This is a genomic window from Francisella salina (assembly GCF_000219045.1).
Taxonomy (GTDB): domain Bacteria; phylum Pseudomonadota; class Gammaproteobacteria; order Francisellales; family Francisellaceae; genus Francisella; species Francisella salimarina.
This window is the reverse complement of sequence record NC_015696.1, coordinates 1476797-1496679: the sequence shown is the minus strand read 5'-3', so window position 1 is coordinate 1496679 and position 19883 is coordinate 1476797. Positions and strand designations below refer to the sequence as shown.

The window sequence follows — 19883 nt, the reverse complement described above, 5'->3', positions numbered from 1 at the left end:
AGAAAATAAAATAAAACTAAGAGAAAACTTAGTTTTTAGCATCAGATTTAATTAAGAGTCGATTTCTATATCACTAAATTGGATATCCATAACATTATTTTGAGCATCAACTACTTCTACATAAGTTATAGTTTCACCACCTTTTAGGGTTACTTCTTTAAGAGCTTTTGACAGTAATTCAGTTTTAGGAGTTAATACTAATGTCCAATCATCTATAGTACCGCTAAATTTAGTATTGAAATTATCGTAGATTACTTTTGAGTCACCCTCTAATACAGACAAGAATACTTTAGAGAATGAGAATACCATTGGGCTATCTTCTTCACCAAATACAGATTTTGGACTATCTGCAGTCTTAATTGTGATATTATCTTTTGTTGCTTTTAGAGAAGATTTAAACGGTTTCTTTTGGTTCCACTCTAACCCATCTTTCTTAGATAGCTCAAATTCACCAGATGCAAGAATAGGCTTGTCTAAACCTTGAATTTTGCGTGATTGGATGAAGTGACCAGAGTAATTATCATTTTTAACTAGCTTGTTCTTCTACTTTAGCAAAGTCTGCTGACGGAGCAGCATAGACTAATCCACTAACTAATGTACTTGTAGCAAGCGCGACTTTCTTTAACATTTTATATCTCCTGTATAATTTATAAACTTATAACTTAGTATTAAACCAGTATTTATAAATATTACATATATAATTTTGATATACTAGAGCTGTAGGCTAGTAAATTACGAAAATTAACAAAGATTAATAATTTGACTATTAGTCAGTATCAATGATAATTAAAGACATAGACTAAAATGGAGTGATGTCGTCGATTACATCGCCAACAATTTGAAAAGGAAGCTTCAATATACAGCTATTTAAACTGATGCAACATATAGCAATTGAGCAAGCAAATAAGACTTTTTTTAATTTCATAACTTGTGATTAATATATTAAATTTTGCATATATATTATAGGACTAAAAATTATTTTTCTAGAGATGTCTTTTATTTGTTATAATATTTCATAATACCTAGATAGGCAACTATAGTGAAACATCAACTTAAATGGATGGCATGGGAGACAACTAGACGTTGTAATCTCAAATGTGTACATTGCCGTTCATCTTCAGAATGTGAGGTGCTTGGTCACCCTGATTTTTCTACCGAAGAAGGTTTTAGAATCATTGATAATATAGTCGAGTTTGCAAATCCTGTATTAGTATTATCAGGAGGCGAACCACTTTTACGAGCAGATATTTTTGAGCTAGCAAAATATGGTGCTACTAAAGGTTTACGTATGGCTTTAGCTACTAATGGCTCATTAGTTACAGATGAGATTTGTAAGAAAATCAAAAACTCAAGTATAAGCATAGTATCTTTAAGCATAGATGGTGCTACAGCTGAGACACATGATGATTTTAGAAGCCAAAAAGGCGCCTTTGAAGCAACTGTAAGAGCTGCGAAACTATTCAAAAAGCATGATATACCATTTTTGATAAACTCATCATTTACCAAACGTAATCAACATGAAATCAAAGATGTTTATAAACTAGCAAAATCTCTTGAAGCTACAGCATGGTACCTTTTTATGATTGTACCAACAGGGCGTGGCGAAGAGCTTATGCAAGAGTTAATAGATGTCAATGATTATCAAGAAATCCTAAATTGGCACTATGATATGGAAGCTGATGAGCAAGATATGCTTGTGCGTCCAACTTGTGCTCCACACTATTATCGCATTAGATTTGAGCGCAATAAGGAAGATAATGCAAAAGTTCGATCACGAGCTCTTAGCTTTGGTACTGGTGGTGGCAAAGGCTGTATCGCAGGCCAAAGTATATGTTTGCTAGATGTTGATGGTAATGTTTATCCATGTAGTTATTTACCTGTGAGTGCAGGTAATGTCAAAGAGAAATCATTTGCAGATATTTGGCAAAATAGTGATGTGATGCATGATATGCGTGATTTTAGTGCTTATGAAGGTAAATGTGGCTCATGTGAATTTATCAAAATTTGTGGAGGCTGTAGAGCTAGAGCTTATAATATTCATGGTAGCTATCTTGCAGAAGAGCCATTTTGTAATCATATGCCAATTAAACTGAAACAATCAGAAAACAACAAAAATAAATAAGTCATTAAAGTATCCAAGTATCGCAAATAAATCTTGAAGTTACTGTCTTTCTAAACCAACAACAGCTGACATATCTATGATCTGTTTGATTTCATTCGGAGATGTTACTTTTAGCCCAGAATCTTGTTCAGCTGGCGGTATATCATAGAAGTTCATCGCATTTAGGTCATAAGTAACATAACCGTTATCTATATTCATAGCATAAACTCCTACAGGACCTGTGCCTTGATATACAGCATTATCTTTATATGCTACAGTTAGATTCTTGAGGTCTTTAATAGTTGTCCATAGCGTCATAGATTTCTCATAAGGTGGTACAGAAGCATTGGCAATTATTGATGCTGCATGAAATATAGCTTCTCTATTAGATTTTGGCTCAAGCATCAGTTCAGATAATATATAAGATCTAACAAATCTTGCAGCTGCACTAAAATCTCCAGGTAGTCCAACTAATTGAGCTACTTCTGGACGAGAACTTGAAATTGTATCAGCATAATTAATAACTCTACCACTAAATTTAGGATTACTATTATTTACTGATGGTTGTAGTAGTGATTTATATTCTTCGATATTGCTTAGATGCCATTCGTAAGTAGGTGCATTAGTTAAGACATTACCAGCATTTTTATGAATGTACATTTTACCATCAATAAACTCTATCACAGCACTGTTGCCATTAGCATCTCTTAGACACATGTGAAGAGGAATATTTTTTATATATATGCCATCTTTTAACTTTACAGCACTATTCACTACCTGATACTCAGATATTAATTTAAGAGCATCAGCTACATCTTTTGCCATAGCTAACAAAAAATTACCTAACTCATACACCGCTAGTGCAGGCCTATTATCATTATCATCATAACTTGGATATATCGTACCATCCAAATACAAGATACTATATGAAAAGCCTTGAGTGTTTAAACCATCTGTTACATAACTCTCAAATCCTAATCTACAAAAATAACCATATTTTGAAGTCCACTTAGCGATTCTGCTTTCAGGAATTTTATCAGCATCTATTACAACATCTGTTACATTTTCAATACCGACATAACCCCAACCATTTTTAAAGGCAATATTTATTGGAAAATCCATAGATCTTGCTTCGATTTTGTATTGATTTTTATTTATAAAAACATTAGTACACATAGTAATCTTACCTTTCAAATTTCATTGCTGGTGCTATACTTACAATATTAATACTACATTATTTTGGAATATAAGAGAATGACTCAAGAGTTTAATAAGATTGTTTTATACAGAATGGTAACACCAGAGAAAACTTGTCCGTATGGTTTAAAAGCAAAAGCGTTATTTGAAGAAAAGGGTTGGTGTTTTGAAGACCATATTTTAAAAACTAGAGCTGAAACAGATGCTTTTAAACATAAGTATAATTTAGAAACTACACCTTTAATATTTATTGATGATAAACAAATTGGTGGTTATAGTGATTTGCTTGAGTTCTTAGGTCAGAAATGAATCAGCAGTTAAAATACTTTGTTTTGTCAACTAAGGTATTACCTGAACATATCGATCCAAATAATCATCTTAATAATATTGTCTATCTTCAATGGATGCAGGATGTGGCTATTGAGCATGTCAAGGCTAATAAGGTTTTTGACTTAACGGAGTCTCAAGGACTTACATGGTTTGCTAAGAAGCATACTATAGAGTATCTATCGCAAGGATTTTTAGGTGATGATATCGCTGTAGTTACGTGGGTAGAGAGTATTACCAAGATTTCTACATTTAGAAAGTATCATATTTATAGAAAGTCAGATAAAGCTCTTCTGTGTAAAGCAGATACCCTTTGGGTAATGATAAATGCTCAGAAAGGCAGACCTGTAAAAATACCAGCAGAATTAGTTGAAATATTTGATAAATATAATGATTTTGAAATTGATGATGTAGCTACGTTGATTTAATTTTTATATTAATGATTTAAGGAGCCGTAGATATGAATATGGCAGATGAAATTATAGATCTTTTTTCTCAAAAGCATTATCCAAAAGTAACTAAAGTAAAAAATGGTAATCTTATAAAATATTATAATGATTGTATTGTTGCTATTTTTCCTACTGCTAAAACTTCACAAAAAGCTATGATAGTCTCAGTAGGTTATACATGGTGGTGAGACAGGGCCTGTGGAATTAGTTTATAAACTTTTTAATGATCTTATAAACGGCAATATTACTATTAACCGTCCATTAATGATTATAGTAGGTAACCTAGAAGCAATTAGACAAGGAAAACGTCAGATTGAAGTTAATTTAAATAGATGTTTTGATATTGATGAATTGAGCTTAAATAATTCTTTAGAGCATAAAAGAGCGTTAGATATTATTACAGTGATAGATCATTTTAAAAAAGAACTTGATGCTGAAAATACTTCAATAGAGCTATTACTTGATTTACATAGCTATGTTTATCCAGATTATTTTTGTGAATATCAAGATGATAAAACACAGCTTGCAATTTGTGTCAAAGAACAACCGTATAATTTATCTCATGAGAAAATTTTATTTGCTTGTAATCTTGGTAAAGTTATAACTGATATTAATATGAAAGGAACTCTAGTTTCTTTTATAGTAAAGAAATATCCTTATATTACAAGTATGGTATTTGAACTTGGACATGCCCATAAGTTAGGTGATAATAATCCATTGAATTTGGAGAATATCTCTAACTATCTATATACTCAAGTATCTGAGAAGTATAACCAAAAGATACAAAGAAACTCTCAGCAAATTGAAAAATATAAATTTTGTCCACCAGTAATTAAAAATAATGAAACTTTTGAGTTAAATAATAATATTTGTCTAAAAAACTTTACTAAATATAAGAAAGGAACAGTCCTTGCTTATGAGAATGGAGAGGTTATATATAAAGTACCATCAGATAATCATATTGTACTTTTCCCATGGCCTAACAGACCAATTGGAGCGGCAGGTACATATATATTAGAGAAATTGTAAGGCTCTAATGGTTTTATAGAAGTCGGTGTTTAAAAATATTTATTAAGTTATAAAAAAATCATCGTTTACAGAGGATTTTAGTTAAAGTTAAATATTTAAATTTTACTTTTTGTTGTTTTTCACTATTTCAACTGGACCATGATCATCACAATGATCACCATGAGGATGATGTAATCTATCATCAACAATATAGTCTATATGGTCCCCATGAGGTACTGCCTCATGTCCACAATCTGGACCATGAACATGATCACAACATTCATCCTTGATTGGCTTACACCCATCTGGATTATTAGCTGTGACATCTAGCGTATGCTCATCATAGTGACCATTGTGCTCATGATGAAGATGCCCATCATGTATATAATCATAGTGATCGCCATGTTTAATTTTAGTATGACCACAACCGTCCTTATGTTCATGATCGTGATTTTCGTGTACTTTACATTTACTCATAAACTTCTCCTATGTAGGTTTACACTGTTATTTTAACATTTTTTGTCTTAGCCCCTCAAATAAATATATAGTGGCTGCTTGGGCTACATTAAGAGATTCAATATCACTTAATGTTGGTATCATCGTCTTTTGGCCTACTGAAAAGTCTTGGATACCATTAGCCTCCTCACCAAATACTAAGATACTATCATTTAATCTAAATTCTCTAGAATAGCAAGAAACTCCCTCATGTGGTGTTGTTAGCCAAATTTTTCGTTCTTTCAGTGCTGGATAATTTCTTACAGCACTTAGATTTTCAAAATATCTAAAATTAAGACTAAACTGTGCTCCCATACCAGCTCTTATAGCTTTGGGATTAAAAGGATCTACAGTACCATTTATAAGCACTATCTCTGTTAAGCCAACTGCAATGGCTGTCCTTAATATTGTGCCAATATTTCCAGGGTCTTGTATTCTATCTAGTACTAGAATAAAATCATCCTTAAATTTAATGTCAGATAAGGTATCTCTTTTCTTAGCTAAGATTAGCACTCCTTGGGAGTTTTGTGTCTGTGTTAGTTGATGGAAATCTTTCTCTGGAAGAGTATGTTTTATATCAGTAGGGTAGTCATCACTATCGGAGCTTTCTGTTGTTAATAATGCGACTATGTCTTTCTTGGGTAGTCTTGTTAAAGCTTCATTACAGCATCTTAACCCTTCTATAACATAGTATATAGACTTTTTTCTACCTTGAGGTGAATGAAGTTTTTTGATTTCTCTGAGTAGTTTTTGACTTAGATTTTTCATTGAGTAAATATCTAAAATATTTTGGTTGATATTGTATGGGTTTTAATCATGAGATTAAATAGTTACGGTATGTATTTTTGATATAGATACATATAAATGTTATGGTAATATAAATTTTATTCAATATTGGGAATTATTATGCAACGAGAAAAAGGTGCCTATGCACCAGTTTTTTATCCTGCAATTATTTTAGCTATCATTCTTTCTTTATCAGGGATTTTTTATCCAAATGAGTTTGTCAGTCATATTCAAAATTTACAAAATTTAATTTTGGAGAAATTTGGTTGGACATACATATTGGCAATGAGTATATTTTTGTGTTTGTGTTTGATATTAATGTTCAGTCGATTTGGAGATATCAAACTCGGTCAAGATCATGATTTACCAGAGTATTCAAATGTTTCATGGTTTGCTATGCTATTTGCAGCAGGTATGGGAATTGGTTTGATGTTTTATGGAGTTGCAGAGCCTTTGAAGCATTTTTTAGCGCCACCTAATATATCCTCAGACCAATTAGAAGTCGTTAAAGAAGCTATGAATACGACATTCTTTCACTGGGGAGTAGAAGCCTGGTCTGTATATGCTATTGTTGGTTTATCGCTAGCTTATTTCGCTTATAGACATGATTTACCATTATTACCTCGTTCAGTACTTTATCCAATTTTAGGTAAACATATATATGGTCCTATAGGTCACGCAATAGATGTATTTGCTGTTTTAGGAACCTTATTTGGTGTTGCTACATCTCTTGGTTTTGGTGCAATGCAAGTAAGTGCAGGAATGAGTTTTTTGACAGGTTTACCTGATACCATAAATATGCAAGTTATATATATTGTATTTATTGTAGCATTAGCGACTATATCTGTTGCATTAGGACTTGATAAAGGTATTAAAGCATTAAGTAACTTTAATATTGTATTAGCAGTAGTACTGTTAGTTTTTGTATTATTGCTAGGTAATACAGCAGGGTTGGTACGTGATTATATCCAAAATATTGGCTACTATTTGAGTACTATAGTGAATCAGACCTTCAATCTCTACGCATATAATCGAGAGAATCAAGAATGGTTACAAAACTGGACTCTATTTTATTGGGGATGGTGGATAGCTTGGTCTCCATTTGTTGGGATGTTTATTGCTAAAGTATCCAAAGGAAGAACAGTTCGTCAGTTTACTATTGGCGTACTATTTATACCCGTTGGTTTTACATTTTTGTGGATGACTGTTTTTGGAAATTCTGCTATTGAAATAGCTATGAATGGTAACGGTGAAGCTTTGATAGATGCCGCGAATAATAATATACCCGTAGCATTATTTGAATTTTTACAACATTTTCCATTTTCTACAGTATTATCAATATTAGCAGTATTTTTGATTGTAACATTCTTTGTCACATCTGCAGATAGTGGAGCCTTAGTTATAGATATCTTAGCCACAGGTAATGCCAAACAATCAATAACATTACAGCGTATTGCTTGGTCAGTACTTAGCGGCTTGCTTGCAATATCCTTAATATTAGCAGGTGGATTACAGGCTCTTCAGTCTGCAACTATAATTAGTGCGTTTCCGCTATTATTTATCTTACTCTTAATGTGTATTTCTTTAATTAAATCTTTAAGGTTGGATTATTTGAGGCTTAAAAGTATTGAGACACATTCAACTGTTGTTCAATTTGCAAAAGCAAACACATCTTGGCAAAAAAGATTAGAAGCAATTGCTCATAAGCCATCGAAAGATCAGGCCATAGAGTTTTTACAAAAAGATGTCACAACAGCTATAATCGAAGTTGCAGATGAAATGGAAAAAAATGGTATTAATACAGAAGTGATTAGAGACCATGATCATATACAATTAACAATTTCAATAGAGGGTAATGAAGACTTTATATATAGTGTTATGTTAAGAGCATATCAGTCGAAGTTGGACAATTATAATAGGGTCGAGGTGCTTTTGAGTCATGGTGGACAGTACTATGATATTATGGGATATTCAAAAGATCAGGTTATTGCAGATATAGTCAATCAATATGATAAACATTTGCATTACTTACATTTAGCTGTTGCTGATAAAGATATTCTTAATTAAGCATTGCGTAGTTGAGATTAAGTATCCACGCAAAACCTACCCATAAAAGATATGGTATAAGCAAGTACCCAGCAATTTTGTTTATATCTAGAAATACCTTTAGGTTCCATGCTATAAGCACCCATAAGATAGACATCTCAATAAGAGCTAAATCAATGTTTTGCCAGCAAAAAAATATGAAGCTCCACAAAAAGTTTAAGCCTAACTGAATTGCGTAAATAATAAAATTTTTTTCTCTTAGAGCCTTTTGTTTGAATACTATCCATCCAGATACTGCAATCATAATATATAAAACTGTCCAAACTGGGGCAAATAACCAGTTAGGTGGTGCAAAAAAAGGATGTTCAAGTTTTACAAACCATGTTGGAATGTTTGTTGATGTTAGGGCGCCGACACACATGCCTATTCCTAAAATAACTATTATAAAGAAAGTTAAAGAGATATAGTCTTTACCTTTTATATTACAAGTCAATTTGCTTTCTCCTTAATCGTGCTGAAAAATAGCTTTTAATATCATATAAATATTGTAGATTAGAATATACATTTTTTTGAGTTTATATGATAATTATTAACAATATTTAATAGCTAGAGGTCTTATAATGTTAAAAACTAAAAGTTTAACACCAGAACAATATGAAATTATAATTAATAAAGCTACGGAGCATCCTTTCACAGGAAGATACAATGATTTAGATCAAGCAGGTACGTACATCTGTCGTAATTGTGGTACACCATTATTCAAGGCTGATAGTAAATTTATTTCAACATGTGGGTGGCCTAGTTATGATATACATATTGATAACAATGTAAAAGAGTTACCAGATGCTGATGGCAGAAGGACAGAAATTCTGTGTAATAAATGTGATGGCCACCTGGGACATATATTTCATGGAGAAGGATATACTAAACTAAATACGCGTTACTGTGTCAACTCAGCATCTGTAGATTTTGTTGCAGCAGAAAATTTAGGTGAAACTGAAGAGATTATCGTAGCAGCAGGCTGTTTTTGGGGTGTGGAATATTACATGAAAAAACTCAAAGGAGTTGTATTTGCTGAATCAGGGTATTGTGGTGGAGACCAGCCAAACCCAGATTATAAAAAAGTTTGTGCAGGAAATACTGGATATTTAGAAGTTGTCAGAATAATTTTTGAGAAAGAAAAAATATCACTAGAAGAAGTTCTAAAATATTTTTTTGAAATACATGATTTTGAGCAAGCTGATGGTCAAGGTCCAGATATTGGGGAGCAATATAAATCAGCAATATTTTATTATAATGAAGAGCAGAAAAAGATAGCTGAAAGCATAAAGTCTGAGCTTATTGATAAAGGATATAAGGTTGTTACAGATGTTAGAGAAGCTAAGCCATATTATGTAGCTGAAGAATATCATCTAGACTATTATATGAAGCAAGGTTCTCTTCCATACTGTCATGCACGCAAAAAAATATTTTAAATAAAAGATTTTTCTTCTGGAAAAAGTCTGCTCTTAATGCTCATAAAGATAATAATTGAAATTACAATAAATGCGAGTTGTTGAGCTGGGATACCAACCATTAGTTTTGATATTGATATAAAGCTTAAGAAAAAACCTGCTAAGGCAGCAACCATAAATTTTACTAGTCTAATTATCGCATTGCCGGCAGCATAACCTTCTTTAAGAATATCAAGAGCTTTTGATGTAGTAATAATATTTACTAAAGCAAAGCATCCTGTTGCTAAAGCATTTAATATAATAAATATATAGATATTATTAAATAAGTATGAGTTTAATATGTTAAGCGATATTACTGCTATGGCTAAATAATATCCAGTTACAATAAGATCTTTTTGATTATGTACTGTCTGTTTTCTCTTGATAAAGCTGCCTGCAAATATTATGCCAAACATATTTAATGCAAATAATATGCAATATTGAGTGTAGCCAAGGTGATAATATTCAATTATCAAATTTGATGATGTGCTAATAAAGCTAAACAATGCGCCAAAACATAAAGCTCCTGTCAGAGCTCCGACAACAAATGGTAAGTTAGCCATGTGAATGATATATACTTTAAAACTTCTAGCTAAACTCTTAGAGCGCTTATGTGTAGGGAGTGTTTCTGGCATAATCAATGTTATAACTAATAAAACAACACCATAGATAGTTAGGAAGTGGAAGATATCTTGCCATCTTCCAGTTGTATAAATGATAATACTACCTATTATAGGAGCAACTATTGGAGCAATCATAAATATCATTACCATTGTTGCTACAGTTTTGACTAGTTTTTGACCTCTATAACAGTCTTTTAATATTGCCATAGCTGCAACAGATGCTGGAGAATCTCCAAGACCTTGTAAAAATCTCATGAATATCAAAGTATCAAAACTATGTGTAAATGAGCATAAGATAGTACTTGCAATATAGATAATCATACCGATAATAAGTATCTTCTTACGACCAAAGCTATCTGATAACGCGCCCCAGAAAAACATACCTACGCCAAAACCTATAAAGTATGTAGAGATGGTAATAGCAAGTTTATTTACATCAACATTAAAGAAGTTACCTATATTACCAAAAGCTGGGATATAAGCATCTATGGCAAAGGGCGGTAGAGCCACAAAGATTACGACAAAGAAAACAAGATACTTACTACCTTTTCTAATTTTTAACATAAGAATTATTTTTACTAATTTTGATGATATATCTTATCAGATAAATTAGGCAATATTTAGTAATTAAGTGCCATGAATAATAAAGAAATGATTAGAGTAAGTTATAGATACTAATTAAGCTTCAACGTTATCATCTGAACTGCTAGGTTGATTAGCTGCAACAGAACTGCCTGAATCTGTAACAGGAGCTTCAGTTAGGCTTGGTTGAGCAGTATTTGTATCACTACTAGTTGTAGTCGTGCTAGGAGCCGATGTATTATCCGTGACCGTTCCATTAGTAGTTGTTGATTTTGCTTTGTCAATTGCTGATTGAATATCGCTAGCACCTGTGTAGCCACCTATCACAGTTGTATTATCAGCATTAGCATTAGTTGCTGGAGCGATTACTAAGAATGGAGTTCCTTGAATACCAAGATCCTCAAAACCTAATTTCAAAGTATCTTTTAGATGATCTGAAATTTTATCATCTTTGATTGCTTTTTTGACTTTAGCAAGATCAGCACCTGACTGAGTAGCTACTTTGTCTACAGTAGAGTTTTTGAGTTTACCTTCATCCTCACCTGTAGCGAAGATACCGTTATGGTATTTCACATAAGCATCAGCACCATACAGTTTATATATTGCAGTACCTACTTCGGCAGCGTATTCAGAAGCTGGAGCTCTTTCACCAAATATTGGGAATTCTGCAAAAACGATTTGTACATTGCTATTATCTTGCATTATTTTTTCTATTTGTGGAGCAAGTTTCGAACAATACATACACTGATAGTCAAAGAATTCATATACAACCACTTTCGGATTTTTAACATCAGATTTCGGTGTAAGATCAGATCCATAAATACTATCTCTAACCTTTAAGAAGCTAGAAACTCTTTCTTCACTCATTTTTTGCTGTACTTTGTTACGTAGAGTTTCCATATTTTTTGCTATTTCTTCAGGAGAGATAGCAGGTTTTTTCGCATTTAGAGCATCAGAGAAGCCCTCAACAATTTTGTCATCGTTAAGGTTGTATGATTTTACATTTTTATCAGCTTCTACAGTAGCACCCATACCATATCCGATAGTATAACTAGCATTTTTAGTAATAGTGTCTGTATTCTGTGTTGCAACGTCAGCAGTCGGAGTAGCAACTGAAGATCCAGAGTTTGTAATAGCATCAGTAGTAGACTTATCTTTACTTGAGCTATCAGAACATGCAACTAAGCTTGTTGCTATTGCAGCTACAGCTAAAGCTTTTAATAGTTTCTTTTTAGTCATTATAATTAACTCCCTTAATTATTTCTTCTGAGCAGCAACGGCTTGTTGTTGGAATTGCAATATTGCATTTTGCATTTGATCTGGAGTAAGCTTAGATTTACCTCCAGAAATACCATCTTTTAGACCACTAACAACTTCTTGATTGTCAGTAGTAATATTGTTTTGGTCCATTTGAGTTTTCAATGCTTGGCCCATAGTGTAGCCAACTGAGTAGCTAAGATCATCCTGATTATCTGCAGCTGCAAAAGCGCCACCAATAAGTGAACCAGCAACTAATGGTGCTATAAGTAGAGTTTTAGTTAATTTCATTATTTAGTTTCTCCTGTAGTTTTGGAAATGTCTATCCTAAGTTATTCTAACAAACCGGTTGTAAATCACAATCTTTTATCTATTTTACTTAGCTTAATTTGTTTATTTAATGCCCACTCAATATGTTCTAAAATGATTTTATTGTCTATAAATTCATTTTTCTTATTTTCTAATGATAGTATATTTTCTTGCTTATATGGTGAATTTCCAATACCAACTGCTATATTCCTTATCCAAGCATCATAACCAATTCTTCTAATTGCCGAACCTTGTGTATATTTATCAAAATCTTTTTTAGACCATGAGAATAGTTCAAGAAGTGGCTTGTTTATTAAAAAATCTCGCTGTTGGAAGTCTTTTTCTGTAGTTACTGGAGCATTGTTGTTAAAAGGGCAGACTAATTGGCAGTCATCGCAACCGTATATTCTTGTGCCAATTTTATCTCGAAGCTCTAGAGGTATAGGCCCTTTGTTTTCTATTGTTAGATATGAGATACACTTTCGTGAATCAATCATTTTACCATGCTGAATTGCTCCAGTTGGACATAATTTGATACATGCTTGGCATTTGCCACAAGAATCTTGATGCTTTGGTAAGTTAGGTAAGTCTGACAGATCAAGATTACTATAAATAACACCGATGAAAAAAAATGAACCTTGTAACTTATTCATGAGCATAGAACTCTTGCCTTGCCAGCCCAAACCTGCTTTTTCGGCTAGTGGGCGTTCTAAGACTGGGGCACTATCTGTAAAAACTCTAAATTGATGGCCACCTGTAAGATCGTCTATATATTCTCCGAGTTTTTGAAGTTTTTTTTTCATTACTTTATGATAATCTCTACCATGAGCATATATCGAGATTTCTGCAATGTTAGTTTGCGATCTTAGTCTTTTGACTTCATTTTTAATAGCTACGGGTCTATTGAGGTAGTTTAATGTAGCAACAATTACACTATTAGTTCCAGGGACTAGTTCATCTGGTACAAATCTTTTTGAACCATGTTTGGTCATATATTCAAGATCAGCCTGATAGTTGTTTTCTATCCATTTATTATAATGAGGAATATATTCAGATAAGTCGCAATCAGATTCAGAAATGGATGATAAACCAAGATTTGTAGTAGCAAATTTTTGTACTTGTTGCCACTGCTCTAGAGAAAGCTTTAGCTTCATTATTAGTCTTCTTTACGTTGAATATCCCAAAGCTTTTCTAGTGCATATAATTCTCTAGTTCCTTCAAGCATTACATGTACAACAATATCGCCAATATCGACCAAAACCCAGTCTGATTTATTGTCGCCTTCAACACCTAGTATTGATACTTTATTGTTTTTAAGCTCTTGTTCTAGATTTCTTGCAAGTGATTTGGCGTGAGTCGTTGATGATGCTGTAGCGATCACTACTTTATCCATCATGTCAGTAAGGTGCTCTACATCAATTGCTTGAATGTTTTGGCCTTTTAAATCATCTAGAGCATCTAGAATAATCTGTAGTCTTTGATCAGTAGTCATGAATTTGATTTAATTATTGTTTATAAATTTAGCCTAAGATTATACCATAAGTTAGTTTAAATAATGATATCATTATATAAACAAATAGTTTCAGAGGATCAAAGATGAAGAAAAAGAATTTATTTCTATTCATACTTTTAGTAATTTTGACTGTAATAGTTTTGGTTTTATTCTATAGATTTGCTCAATGGTATGAGCAAAAGTTAGGAACAATATTTTCATATATTGTAATGATAGGAATTACTCTGTTTGTATTTACACCTTTTAAGTTTATTAAAGATAACAAAGCAAAAGTAAATATAATCAATTACTTTAAATATTTAGGAGTAAGTATTCTAAAAGTAGCTCAAATAGTTGTCACTATTATTAAAGAAGCTAGTTTAACCATAATGTATCTTGTTACACGATTATTTGCTAAAGACTCATCAGAAAGTAAGTAAGACTAAACTCATAAATGAAATATACAGCTGAACAACAAAAAATCATTACCCATGATTTGAATAAGCATGCCTTAGTCTCTGCAGTCGCAGGCAGTGGAAAGACTCAAACCTTAATAGCCAGGATTGAGTATCTGATTAGTAATAATGTTCCACCTAATAGGATATTGGTTCTAATGTATAACAAATCAGCTCAACTTGATTTTGCAGAGAGACTTAGAAAAGTCATTAAAGCTGATATTGCAAGATTAATTAATGTCAGAACAATGCATTCTTTGGGAAATAGTTTTTTACAAGCTTTCGCAAAAGCAGGGTATGTCAAAGTAAATAAAATCCTCAAAGAATATGAGGTTGATACAATAATTCTAAAGTTACTTAAACTGCACCAAAAAGAGTTTAAAATAACTAAAGAAGTTGATAGTGAGAGAGTAGAGGTATTTAAAGAGTATATTTCATTATTGAAATCAGATTTATCTCTCAGTAATAAGAAAATCAATGATCTTAATGCTAAAGAGAAGAAACTTTTAGATAAGGTGTTCTCAGTATTTCTTAAGGAGTGTGAGATTCAGCAAGCCATAACTTATGATGATATGATATATCTTCCAGCTAAGCTGTTTGAAAAAGATAAAAATAGTGTTACTCAGGCTAGTAGTTTATACTCTCACATAATTATAGATGAGTATCAGGATATTAATCAGGCTCAACAGTTTTTTTTAAAGTGTTTGGTTGGGCAGAATACCTATATTATGGCTGTAGGAGATGTTGATCAGACTATATATCAGTGGCGAGGCTCTACTCCGTATTATATGTTAGAGGGTTTCAAAAAAGATTTTAAGGATGTAAAGCAGTATAGTCTTTCATATACGTTTAGATATGGGGACTTAGTATCTTTGATGGCAAATAATATTATAACTAATAATAGAAAACGTCATGATAATTTATGTATAACATATCCAAAACTAGATAAAACAACTGATATTAGTATTCTTGATAGTAGTGATAAAGTTGTTCTTAAACTTAAAGCATTGATTGATAGTGGTGTTAAAGCTAGCGATATAGCAATTCTTGTGCGTAAATATAACTCAACAACAGTGTTTGAATTAAGTTGTCTTTATCATGATCTAGCTTACAATGTCATTGCGGATAAAAATATTTTTAGTGAAAACCTATTTAAAGCCATATATGGTTATTTGATGTTATTTAACAAAGCTAAAGGATTTGCAAAGCATAGTGTTGAGCAAAGAGTCGATTTTATTAAATCTATGCTTGACTATCCATCACTATATCTCAAAAAAGATGCTAAACAAAATTTAGCAAATAAAATAGCACAAGATATTTCAGCTAGCATGAATATAATTTCAGAACTCACCAAAACAGTTGATAAACCATTTAAAGAGAAAAATATATTAGCAGTATCAGCTAGTTGGAGAGCTATTTTTAATAATACTCGGATTAAAAAGTCTGAGAGAGCTATAAATTTTATATTAGAAACTCTAGATCTTGAAAAACAAATTTCTAAAGTCTCTGGTGAAACACATTCAAGTAAATCTAAACTACAGATTATAGACGGAATGAGTAGTTTTGCTAAGGGTAAGAAGAGTTCGCTATCAGAGTTTATAGAGCTTTTATATCAGCTATATATAAAATCAGATCAACAAGGTGAAAATGATCCAAATCAAATTCAGATCATGTCAATGCATAGAGCAAAAGGTCTGGAATGGGATTATGTTGTTGTTCATGATGCTACAGAAGGAGGTTTTTTTGGAGAAAAGAACTCTAAAATTAGTGATGAGACAATTGAAGAAGAACGAAGATTGTTCTATGTGGCAATTACACGAGTTAAAAAACACCTCTTTATAGTATCCTCTGATGATATTAGTCGTTTGTCATCGTGGTATGAAATCAAAAAAAACACATACCCAAAGGATTTGAAATGTAAAAATAGCTTGAGATTTCTATATGAAGGTAATCTGAAAGACTGCCAATTACATTTAGAAAATATAAATGATAATGAAAGAAAGTCTTCTAACAAGATCTTCAGACGATACTATGAAAAGCTATCAAAAGAGAATTAATTAGATTTATCTTGTAAAGATTCATTTGGAGTGTCAACTTTCGGTGCTAAATCATCTTTAGATTCAAAAGGTTGGTCTGAGAAATACATAGCTGGATGAGCTATGATTTTGTTGTCATCTATCTTGTTACACCACTGGCCATTCTTATCAATGCTAGCCGAAAAGCCATCAAGAATTTGAATATATTTCTTCCAACACTGTGCTTTAAACATGGCTTTTTTACCTGTGGTAACATTAGTTTTGTGCCAGGTTTTACCGTTATCAGATGACTCTAAATATGTTATCAAGCAGTAATCATGTGGTTTTGGCATTTGAGCTTCTTTTTCTGCTTCAGCAGCTTTTTCCTCTAGCTCAGACTGATAGTGAAAATAATAAGTAATACCTGAAACAGCTATTATTAGACCTACTATTATTGTGAAGATAAATAACTTCTTTTTCATTTTAAAACTTACATGAAAATAACAACTTATTTACGATTATATACTTAATTATATTCAAATGCGATTGGTAGAGTTTATTTTGTTTACCAAAATAGTTTATAATACTAGCTGTTTTGAATTTAATTTAAATATCTGTAGGCGCTATCTACTGGAAGGTAAACTATGATTTCTACTAAAGAATTACGTACTAAATTTATCAACTATTTTGAGTCTAAGAATCACTCACACCAGCCAAGCTCATCTTTAATACCATTTGGGGATGATACGTTGTTATTTACAAATGCAGGTATGGTGCAATTTAAAGATGTATTTTTGGGGTTAGAAAAGAGAGATTTTTCTCGAGCTGTAACAGTTCAGAAATGTCTCAGAGCTGGTGGTAAACATAATGATTTAGATAATGTTGGCTATACAGCTAGACATCATACTTTTTTTGAGATGCTTGGTAATTTTAGTTTTGGTGATTATTTTAAAAAAGATGCTATTAGTTTTGCTTGGGAGTTTCTAACTAAAGAAATTAAACTACCTGCGGAAAAACTATGGGTGACTATATATGTTACAGATGATGAAGCATTTGATGTGTGGCATAATCATATTGGTTTACCAAAAGAAAGAATCATACGAATAGACTCAAATGATAATTTTTGGTCTATGGGAGATACAGGTCCGTGTGGTCCTTGTACTGAAATCTTTTATGATCATGGTGAAGATGTAGCAGGAGGCTTACCTGGTACACCTGAAGAAGATGGAGATAGATATATTGAAATCTGGAATATAGTGTTTATGCAGTATAATCGCCATGCTGATGGTACAACTACTGATTTACCTAAACCATCTGTCGATACTGGTATGGGGTTAGAGAGAATCGCAGCAGTACTACAAGATGTTCATAGTAATTATGATATAGATTTATTTCAGGCGCTAATTAAAAAATCCCAAGAAGTTACTAATGCGTGTGATACAAGTTCACCATCCTTAAAAGTGGTTGCAGATCATATACGTTCATGTGCTTTTTTAATTGCAGATGGTGTTTTACCATCAAATGAAGGTAGAGGATATGTTTTAAGAAGAATTATTCGTAGAGCAATTCGTCATGGTAATAAGCTTGGCGCTAAGGATATATTCTTTTACAAGTTAGTGGCAGAGCTTATTAATCAAATGGGTGAGGCATATCCTCAGCTAATAGATAAGAGAGAGCTTATTGAAAAGACTCTTATCAAAGAAGAAGAACTATTTTTAAAAACAATTGAAAATGGTATTAAAATTTTTGATGCAGAAGTATCTGGGTTAAAAGGAGATATTATTTCTGGTGAAATAGCATTTAAGCTCTATGATACTTATGGTTTCCCTTTTGACTTGACTGCAGATATGGCAAGGGAAAAAGGTTTGAAAGTTGATGAACAAGCATTTAAAAAGCAAATGCAACAACAAAAACAAAGGTCAAAAGAGGCTGGTAAATTTAATATTGATTATAATAATACTATTAATTCACAAGTAAAATCAGAGTTTAAAGGTTATTCAACGTTATTTGAAGATGCTAAAGTGCTAGAGATATTCCAAGATGGACAACAGGTAAATACTATTAGTAATGGATCTTCGGCAGTTATTGTCCTTGATAAAACACCTTTTTACGCTGAAGCAGGCGGACAGGTTGGTGATAAAGGCATATTAGAGGGTGTAGGTGTTGAATTTATAGTTGATGATGTCCAAAAGTCTGGTGAAGCAGTTCTACACATCGGTAAATTGGCTAAAGGAGTTTTAAACACTAGTGATGAAGTTTCTGCAAGAGTTAATGATTTGAAACGGCTTGCAACTGCTGCTAATCATAGTGCGACACATCTGTTGCATAAGGCTTTAAAAGTTGTTCTAGGTGATCATGCTGAACAAAAAGGCTCACTTGTTGACGATGGTAAGTTAAGGTTTGATTTTACTCATGATAAGGCGATATCTCGTGCTGAAATTGAACAAATTGAAATTTTAGTTAATCAGCAAATTAGAGCGAACTATCCTGTGGCTACTATTGAGACATCACAAGAAAAAGCTAAATCACTAGGAGCAGAGGCTCTGTTTGGTGAGAAATATGGAAATATAGTAAGAGTAATTTCAATGGGAGATTTTTCTATTGAGCTTTGTGGAGGAACTCATGTTGCATATACTGGAGATATTGGATTATTCAAAATAGTGTCAGAAAGTGGTATTGCATCTGGTATTAGAAGAATAGAGGCTATTACCGCAGATAAGGCTATAAAGTATACATTTACTTATGAAAATAAGTTGACAGCTGTGAAAGAAGCTATCAAATCAAATGATGCTAACTTATTAGAAAAGCTACAATCATTGTTAGAGCAGTTAAAAAAACAAGAAAAAGAAATCACAAAGCTTAAAAAAGACCTACTATCTGGAACAAGTAATGATATTAAAGAGTCTATAATTGGTGACATTAAAGTTGTAGTAGCTAATTTGAAAGAAGTAGATACTAAGACTTTGAGAGAAAAGATTGATGATTATAAATCTAAAAATGATAAGATAGTTTCAGTGTTGAGTACTATAAATGCTGATAAAGTGCAATTTGTGATCGGAGTGAGTAAATCTATTACATCATTAATCAAGGCTGGAGATATAGCTAAGGAGTTTAGTGGGTATATAGATGGTAAAGGCGGTGGTCGTCCAGATATGGCTCAAGGTGGAGGGAACAACTCTGCTAACATTGATGAGGCTCTAAGTAACTTAGAACAATATATCATAAATAATATAAGACAGTAGAGTTTG

At 32.3% G+C, this 19883-nt stretch carries 22 protein-coding genes; 10 read left to right on the top strand and 12 right to left on the bottom strand.

Annotation, left to right across the window (positions count from 1 at the left end; genetic code table 11):
* Positions 1-51: 51 nt before the first annotated feature.
* The gene (locus F7308_RS07340; RefSeq protein WP_232215368.1) at positions 52-486 is read right to left on the bottom strand and encodes a LolA family protein; all 435 of its coding nucleotides are present in this window, start codon (positions 484-486) and stop codon (positions 52-54) included.
* Between the two features lie 313 nt (positions 487-799).
* The gene (locus F7308_RS10420; protein WP_263477956.1) at positions 800-925 is read right to left on the bottom strand and encodes a hypothetical protein; all 126 of its coding nucleotides are present in this window, start codon (positions 923-925) and stop codon (positions 800-802) included.
* Positions 926-1039: 114 nt separating this feature from the next.
* Between F7308_RS10420 and F7308_RS07335 the strand changes: the two genes are divergently transcribed.
* Positions 1040-2122, top strand: coding sequence for a radical SAM/SPASM domain-containing protein (locus F7308_RS07335; protein WP_013923228.1), 1083 nt, complete (start codon positions 1040-1042; stop codon positions 2120-2122).
* A 39-nt stretch (positions 2123-2161) separates the two neighbouring features.
* On the opposite strand, the gene F7308_RS07330 is transcribed toward F7308_RS07335, so the two are convergent.
* Positions 2162-3277: a linear amide C-N hydrolase gene (locus tag F7308_RS07330; protein WP_013923227.1), complete on the bottom strand. Its 1116-nt coding sequence runs from the start codon at positions 3275-3277 to the stop codon at positions 2162-2164.
* A gap of 78 nt (positions 3278-3355) precedes the next feature.
* Here F7308_RS07330 and F7308_RS07325 point away from each other — a divergent pair, with 78 nt between their 5' ends.
* The 4 genes from F7308_RS07325 to F7308_RS07315 are packed head-to-tail and all read left to right on the top strand — an operon-like array spanning position 3356 to position 5103.
* Positions 3356-3607 (top strand): glutaredoxin domain-containing protein, encoded by a 252-nt coding sequence (locus tag F7308_RS07325; RefSeq protein WP_004287665.1) that lies wholly within the window; start codon positions 3356-3358, stop codon positions 3605-3607.
* Positions 3604-4053, top strand: a complete 450-nt coding sequence (locus F7308_RS07320) for an acyl-CoA thioesterase (protein ID WP_013923225.1) — start codon at positions 3604-3606, stop codon at positions 4051-4053. Before F7308_RS07325 ends, F7308_RS07320 begins: the two co-directional genes overlap by 4 nt.
* A gap of 32 nt (positions 4054-4085) precedes the next feature.
* On the top strand, positions 4086-4262 hold the full coding sequence (locus F7308_RS10115) for a hypothetical protein (protein WP_013923224.1): 177 nt from the start codon (positions 4086-4088) through the stop codon (positions 4260-4262).
* A 10-nt stretch (positions 4263-4272) separates the two neighbouring features.
* Entirely contained in the window at positions 4273-5103 is an 831-nt protein-coding gene (locus F7308_RS07315) for a succinylglutamate desuccinylase/aspartoacylase domain-containing protein (RefSeq protein WP_041263762.1), read from the top strand.
* A 102-nt stretch (positions 5104-5205) separates the two neighbouring features.
* On the opposite strand, the gene F7308_RS07310 is transcribed toward F7308_RS07315, so the two are convergent.
* Together F7308_RS07310 and F7308_RS07305 are read right to left on the bottom strand one after the other, a co-directional pair.
* Positions 5206-5559 carry a hypothetical protein gene (locus F7308_RS07310; protein ID WP_013923222.1) on the bottom strand — a complete coding sequence of 118 codons (354 nt, stop codon included), beginning with the start codon at positions 5557-5559 and terminating at the stop codon, positions 5206-5208.
* A gap of 27 nt (positions 5560-5586) precedes the next feature.
* Positions 5587-6345: a TrmH family RNA methyltransferase gene (locus F7308_RS07305; protein ID WP_013923221.1), complete on the bottom strand. Its 759-nt coding sequence runs from the start codon at positions 6343-6345 to the stop codon at positions 5587-5589.
* 138 nt (positions 6346-6483) lie between these two features.
* Between F7308_RS07305 and F7308_RS07300 the strand changes: the two genes are divergently transcribed.
* Positions 6484-8430 (top strand): BCCT family transporter, encoded by a 1947-nt coding sequence (locus F7308_RS07300; protein WP_013923220.1) that lies wholly within the window; start codon positions 6484-6486, stop codon positions 8428-8430.
* Here the strand turns inward: F7308_RS07300 and F7308_RS07295 are convergent.
* Positions 8423-8902, bottom strand: coding sequence for a TspO/MBR family protein (locus F7308_RS07295; protein ID WP_013923219.1), 480 nt, complete (start codon positions 8900-8902; stop codon positions 8423-8425). The two genes, F7308_RS07300 and F7308_RS07295, sit on opposite strands and share 8 nt — an antisense overlap.
* Before the next feature lie 127 nt (positions 8903-9029).
* On the opposite strand from F7308_RS07295, the gene F7308_RS07290 reads away from it, so the two are divergent.
* Complete coding sequence (locus F7308_RS07290; RefSeq protein ID WP_013923218.1) at positions 9030-9884, top strand: bifunctional methionine sulfoxide reductase B/A protein; 855 nt, start codon at positions 9030-9032, stop codon at positions 9882-9884.
* Here F7308_RS07290 and F7308_RS07285 read toward each other — a convergent pair.
* The 5 genes from F7308_RS07285 to rsfS all read right to left on the bottom strand — a co-directional run bounded on the left by F7308_RS07285 (position 9881) and on the right by rsfS (position 14165).
* The gene (locus F7308_RS07285; RefSeq protein WP_013923217.1) at positions 9881-11089 is read right to left on the bottom strand and encodes a multidrug effflux MFS transporter; all 1209 of its coding nucleotides are present in this window, start codon (positions 11087-11089) and stop codon (positions 9881-9883) included. The genes F7308_RS07290 and F7308_RS07285 overlap by 4 nt on opposite strands.
* Before the next feature lie 114 nt (positions 11090-11203).
* Positions 11204-12346 carry a DsbA family protein gene (locus F7308_RS07280; protein ID WP_013923216.1) on the bottom strand — a complete coding sequence of 381 codons (1143 nt, stop codon included), beginning with the start codon at positions 12344-12346 and terminating at the stop codon, positions 11204-11206.
* Positions 12347-12364: 18 nt separating this feature from the next.
* The gene (locus F7308_RS07275; RefSeq protein ID WP_013923215.1) at positions 12365-12655 is read right to left on the bottom strand and encodes an FKBP-type peptidyl-prolyl cis-trans isomerase N-terminal domain-containing protein; all 291 of its coding nucleotides are present in this window, start codon (positions 12653-12655) and stop codon (positions 12365-12367) included.
* 65 nt (positions 12656-12720) lie between these two features.
* Positions 12721-13827 (bottom strand): tRNA epoxyqueuosine(34) reductase QueG, encoded by a 1107-nt coding sequence (gene queG / locus F7308_RS07270; RefSeq protein WP_013923214.1) that lies wholly within the window; start codon positions 13825-13827, stop codon positions 12721-12723.
* 2 nt (positions 13828-13829) lie between these two features.
* Positions 13830-14165 (bottom strand): ribosome silencing factor, encoded by a 336-nt coding sequence (rsfS, locus tag F7308_RS07265; protein WP_013923213.1) that lies wholly within the window; start codon positions 14163-14165, stop codon positions 13830-13832.
* A gap of 104 nt (positions 14166-14269) precedes the next feature.
* On the opposite strand from rsfS, the gene F7308_RS07260 reads away from it, so the two are divergent.
* The gene (locus tag F7308_RS07260; RefSeq protein WP_013923212.1) at positions 14270-14605 is read left to right on the top strand and encodes a hypothetical protein; all 336 of its coding nucleotides are present in this window, start codon (positions 14270-14272) and stop codon (positions 14603-14605) included.
* A 14-nt stretch (positions 14606-14619) separates the two neighbouring features.
* Positions 14620-16677 carry an ATP-dependent helicase gene (locus tag F7308_RS07255; RefSeq protein WP_013923211.1) on the top strand — a complete coding sequence of 686 codons (2058 nt, stop codon included), beginning with the start codon at positions 14620-14622 and terminating at the stop codon, positions 16675-16677.
* On the opposite strand, the gene F7308_RS07250 is transcribed toward F7308_RS07255, so the two are convergent.
* Positions 16674-17117 carry a hypothetical protein gene (locus F7308_RS07250; RefSeq protein ID WP_013923210.1) on the bottom strand — a complete coding sequence of 148 codons (444 nt, stop codon included), beginning with the start codon at positions 17115-17117 and terminating at the stop codon, positions 16674-16676. The genes F7308_RS07255 and F7308_RS07250 overlap by 4 nt on opposite strands.
* 162 nt (positions 17118-17279) lie before the next feature.
* On the opposite strand from F7308_RS07250, the gene alaS reads away from it, so the two are divergent.
* A complete protein-coding gene (alaS, locus tag F7308_RS07245; RefSeq protein WP_013923209.1) occupies positions 17280-19877 on the top strand; it encodes an alanine--tRNA ligase in 2598 nt (865 codons plus the stop codon).
* Positions 19878-19883: the final 6 nt, after the last annotated feature.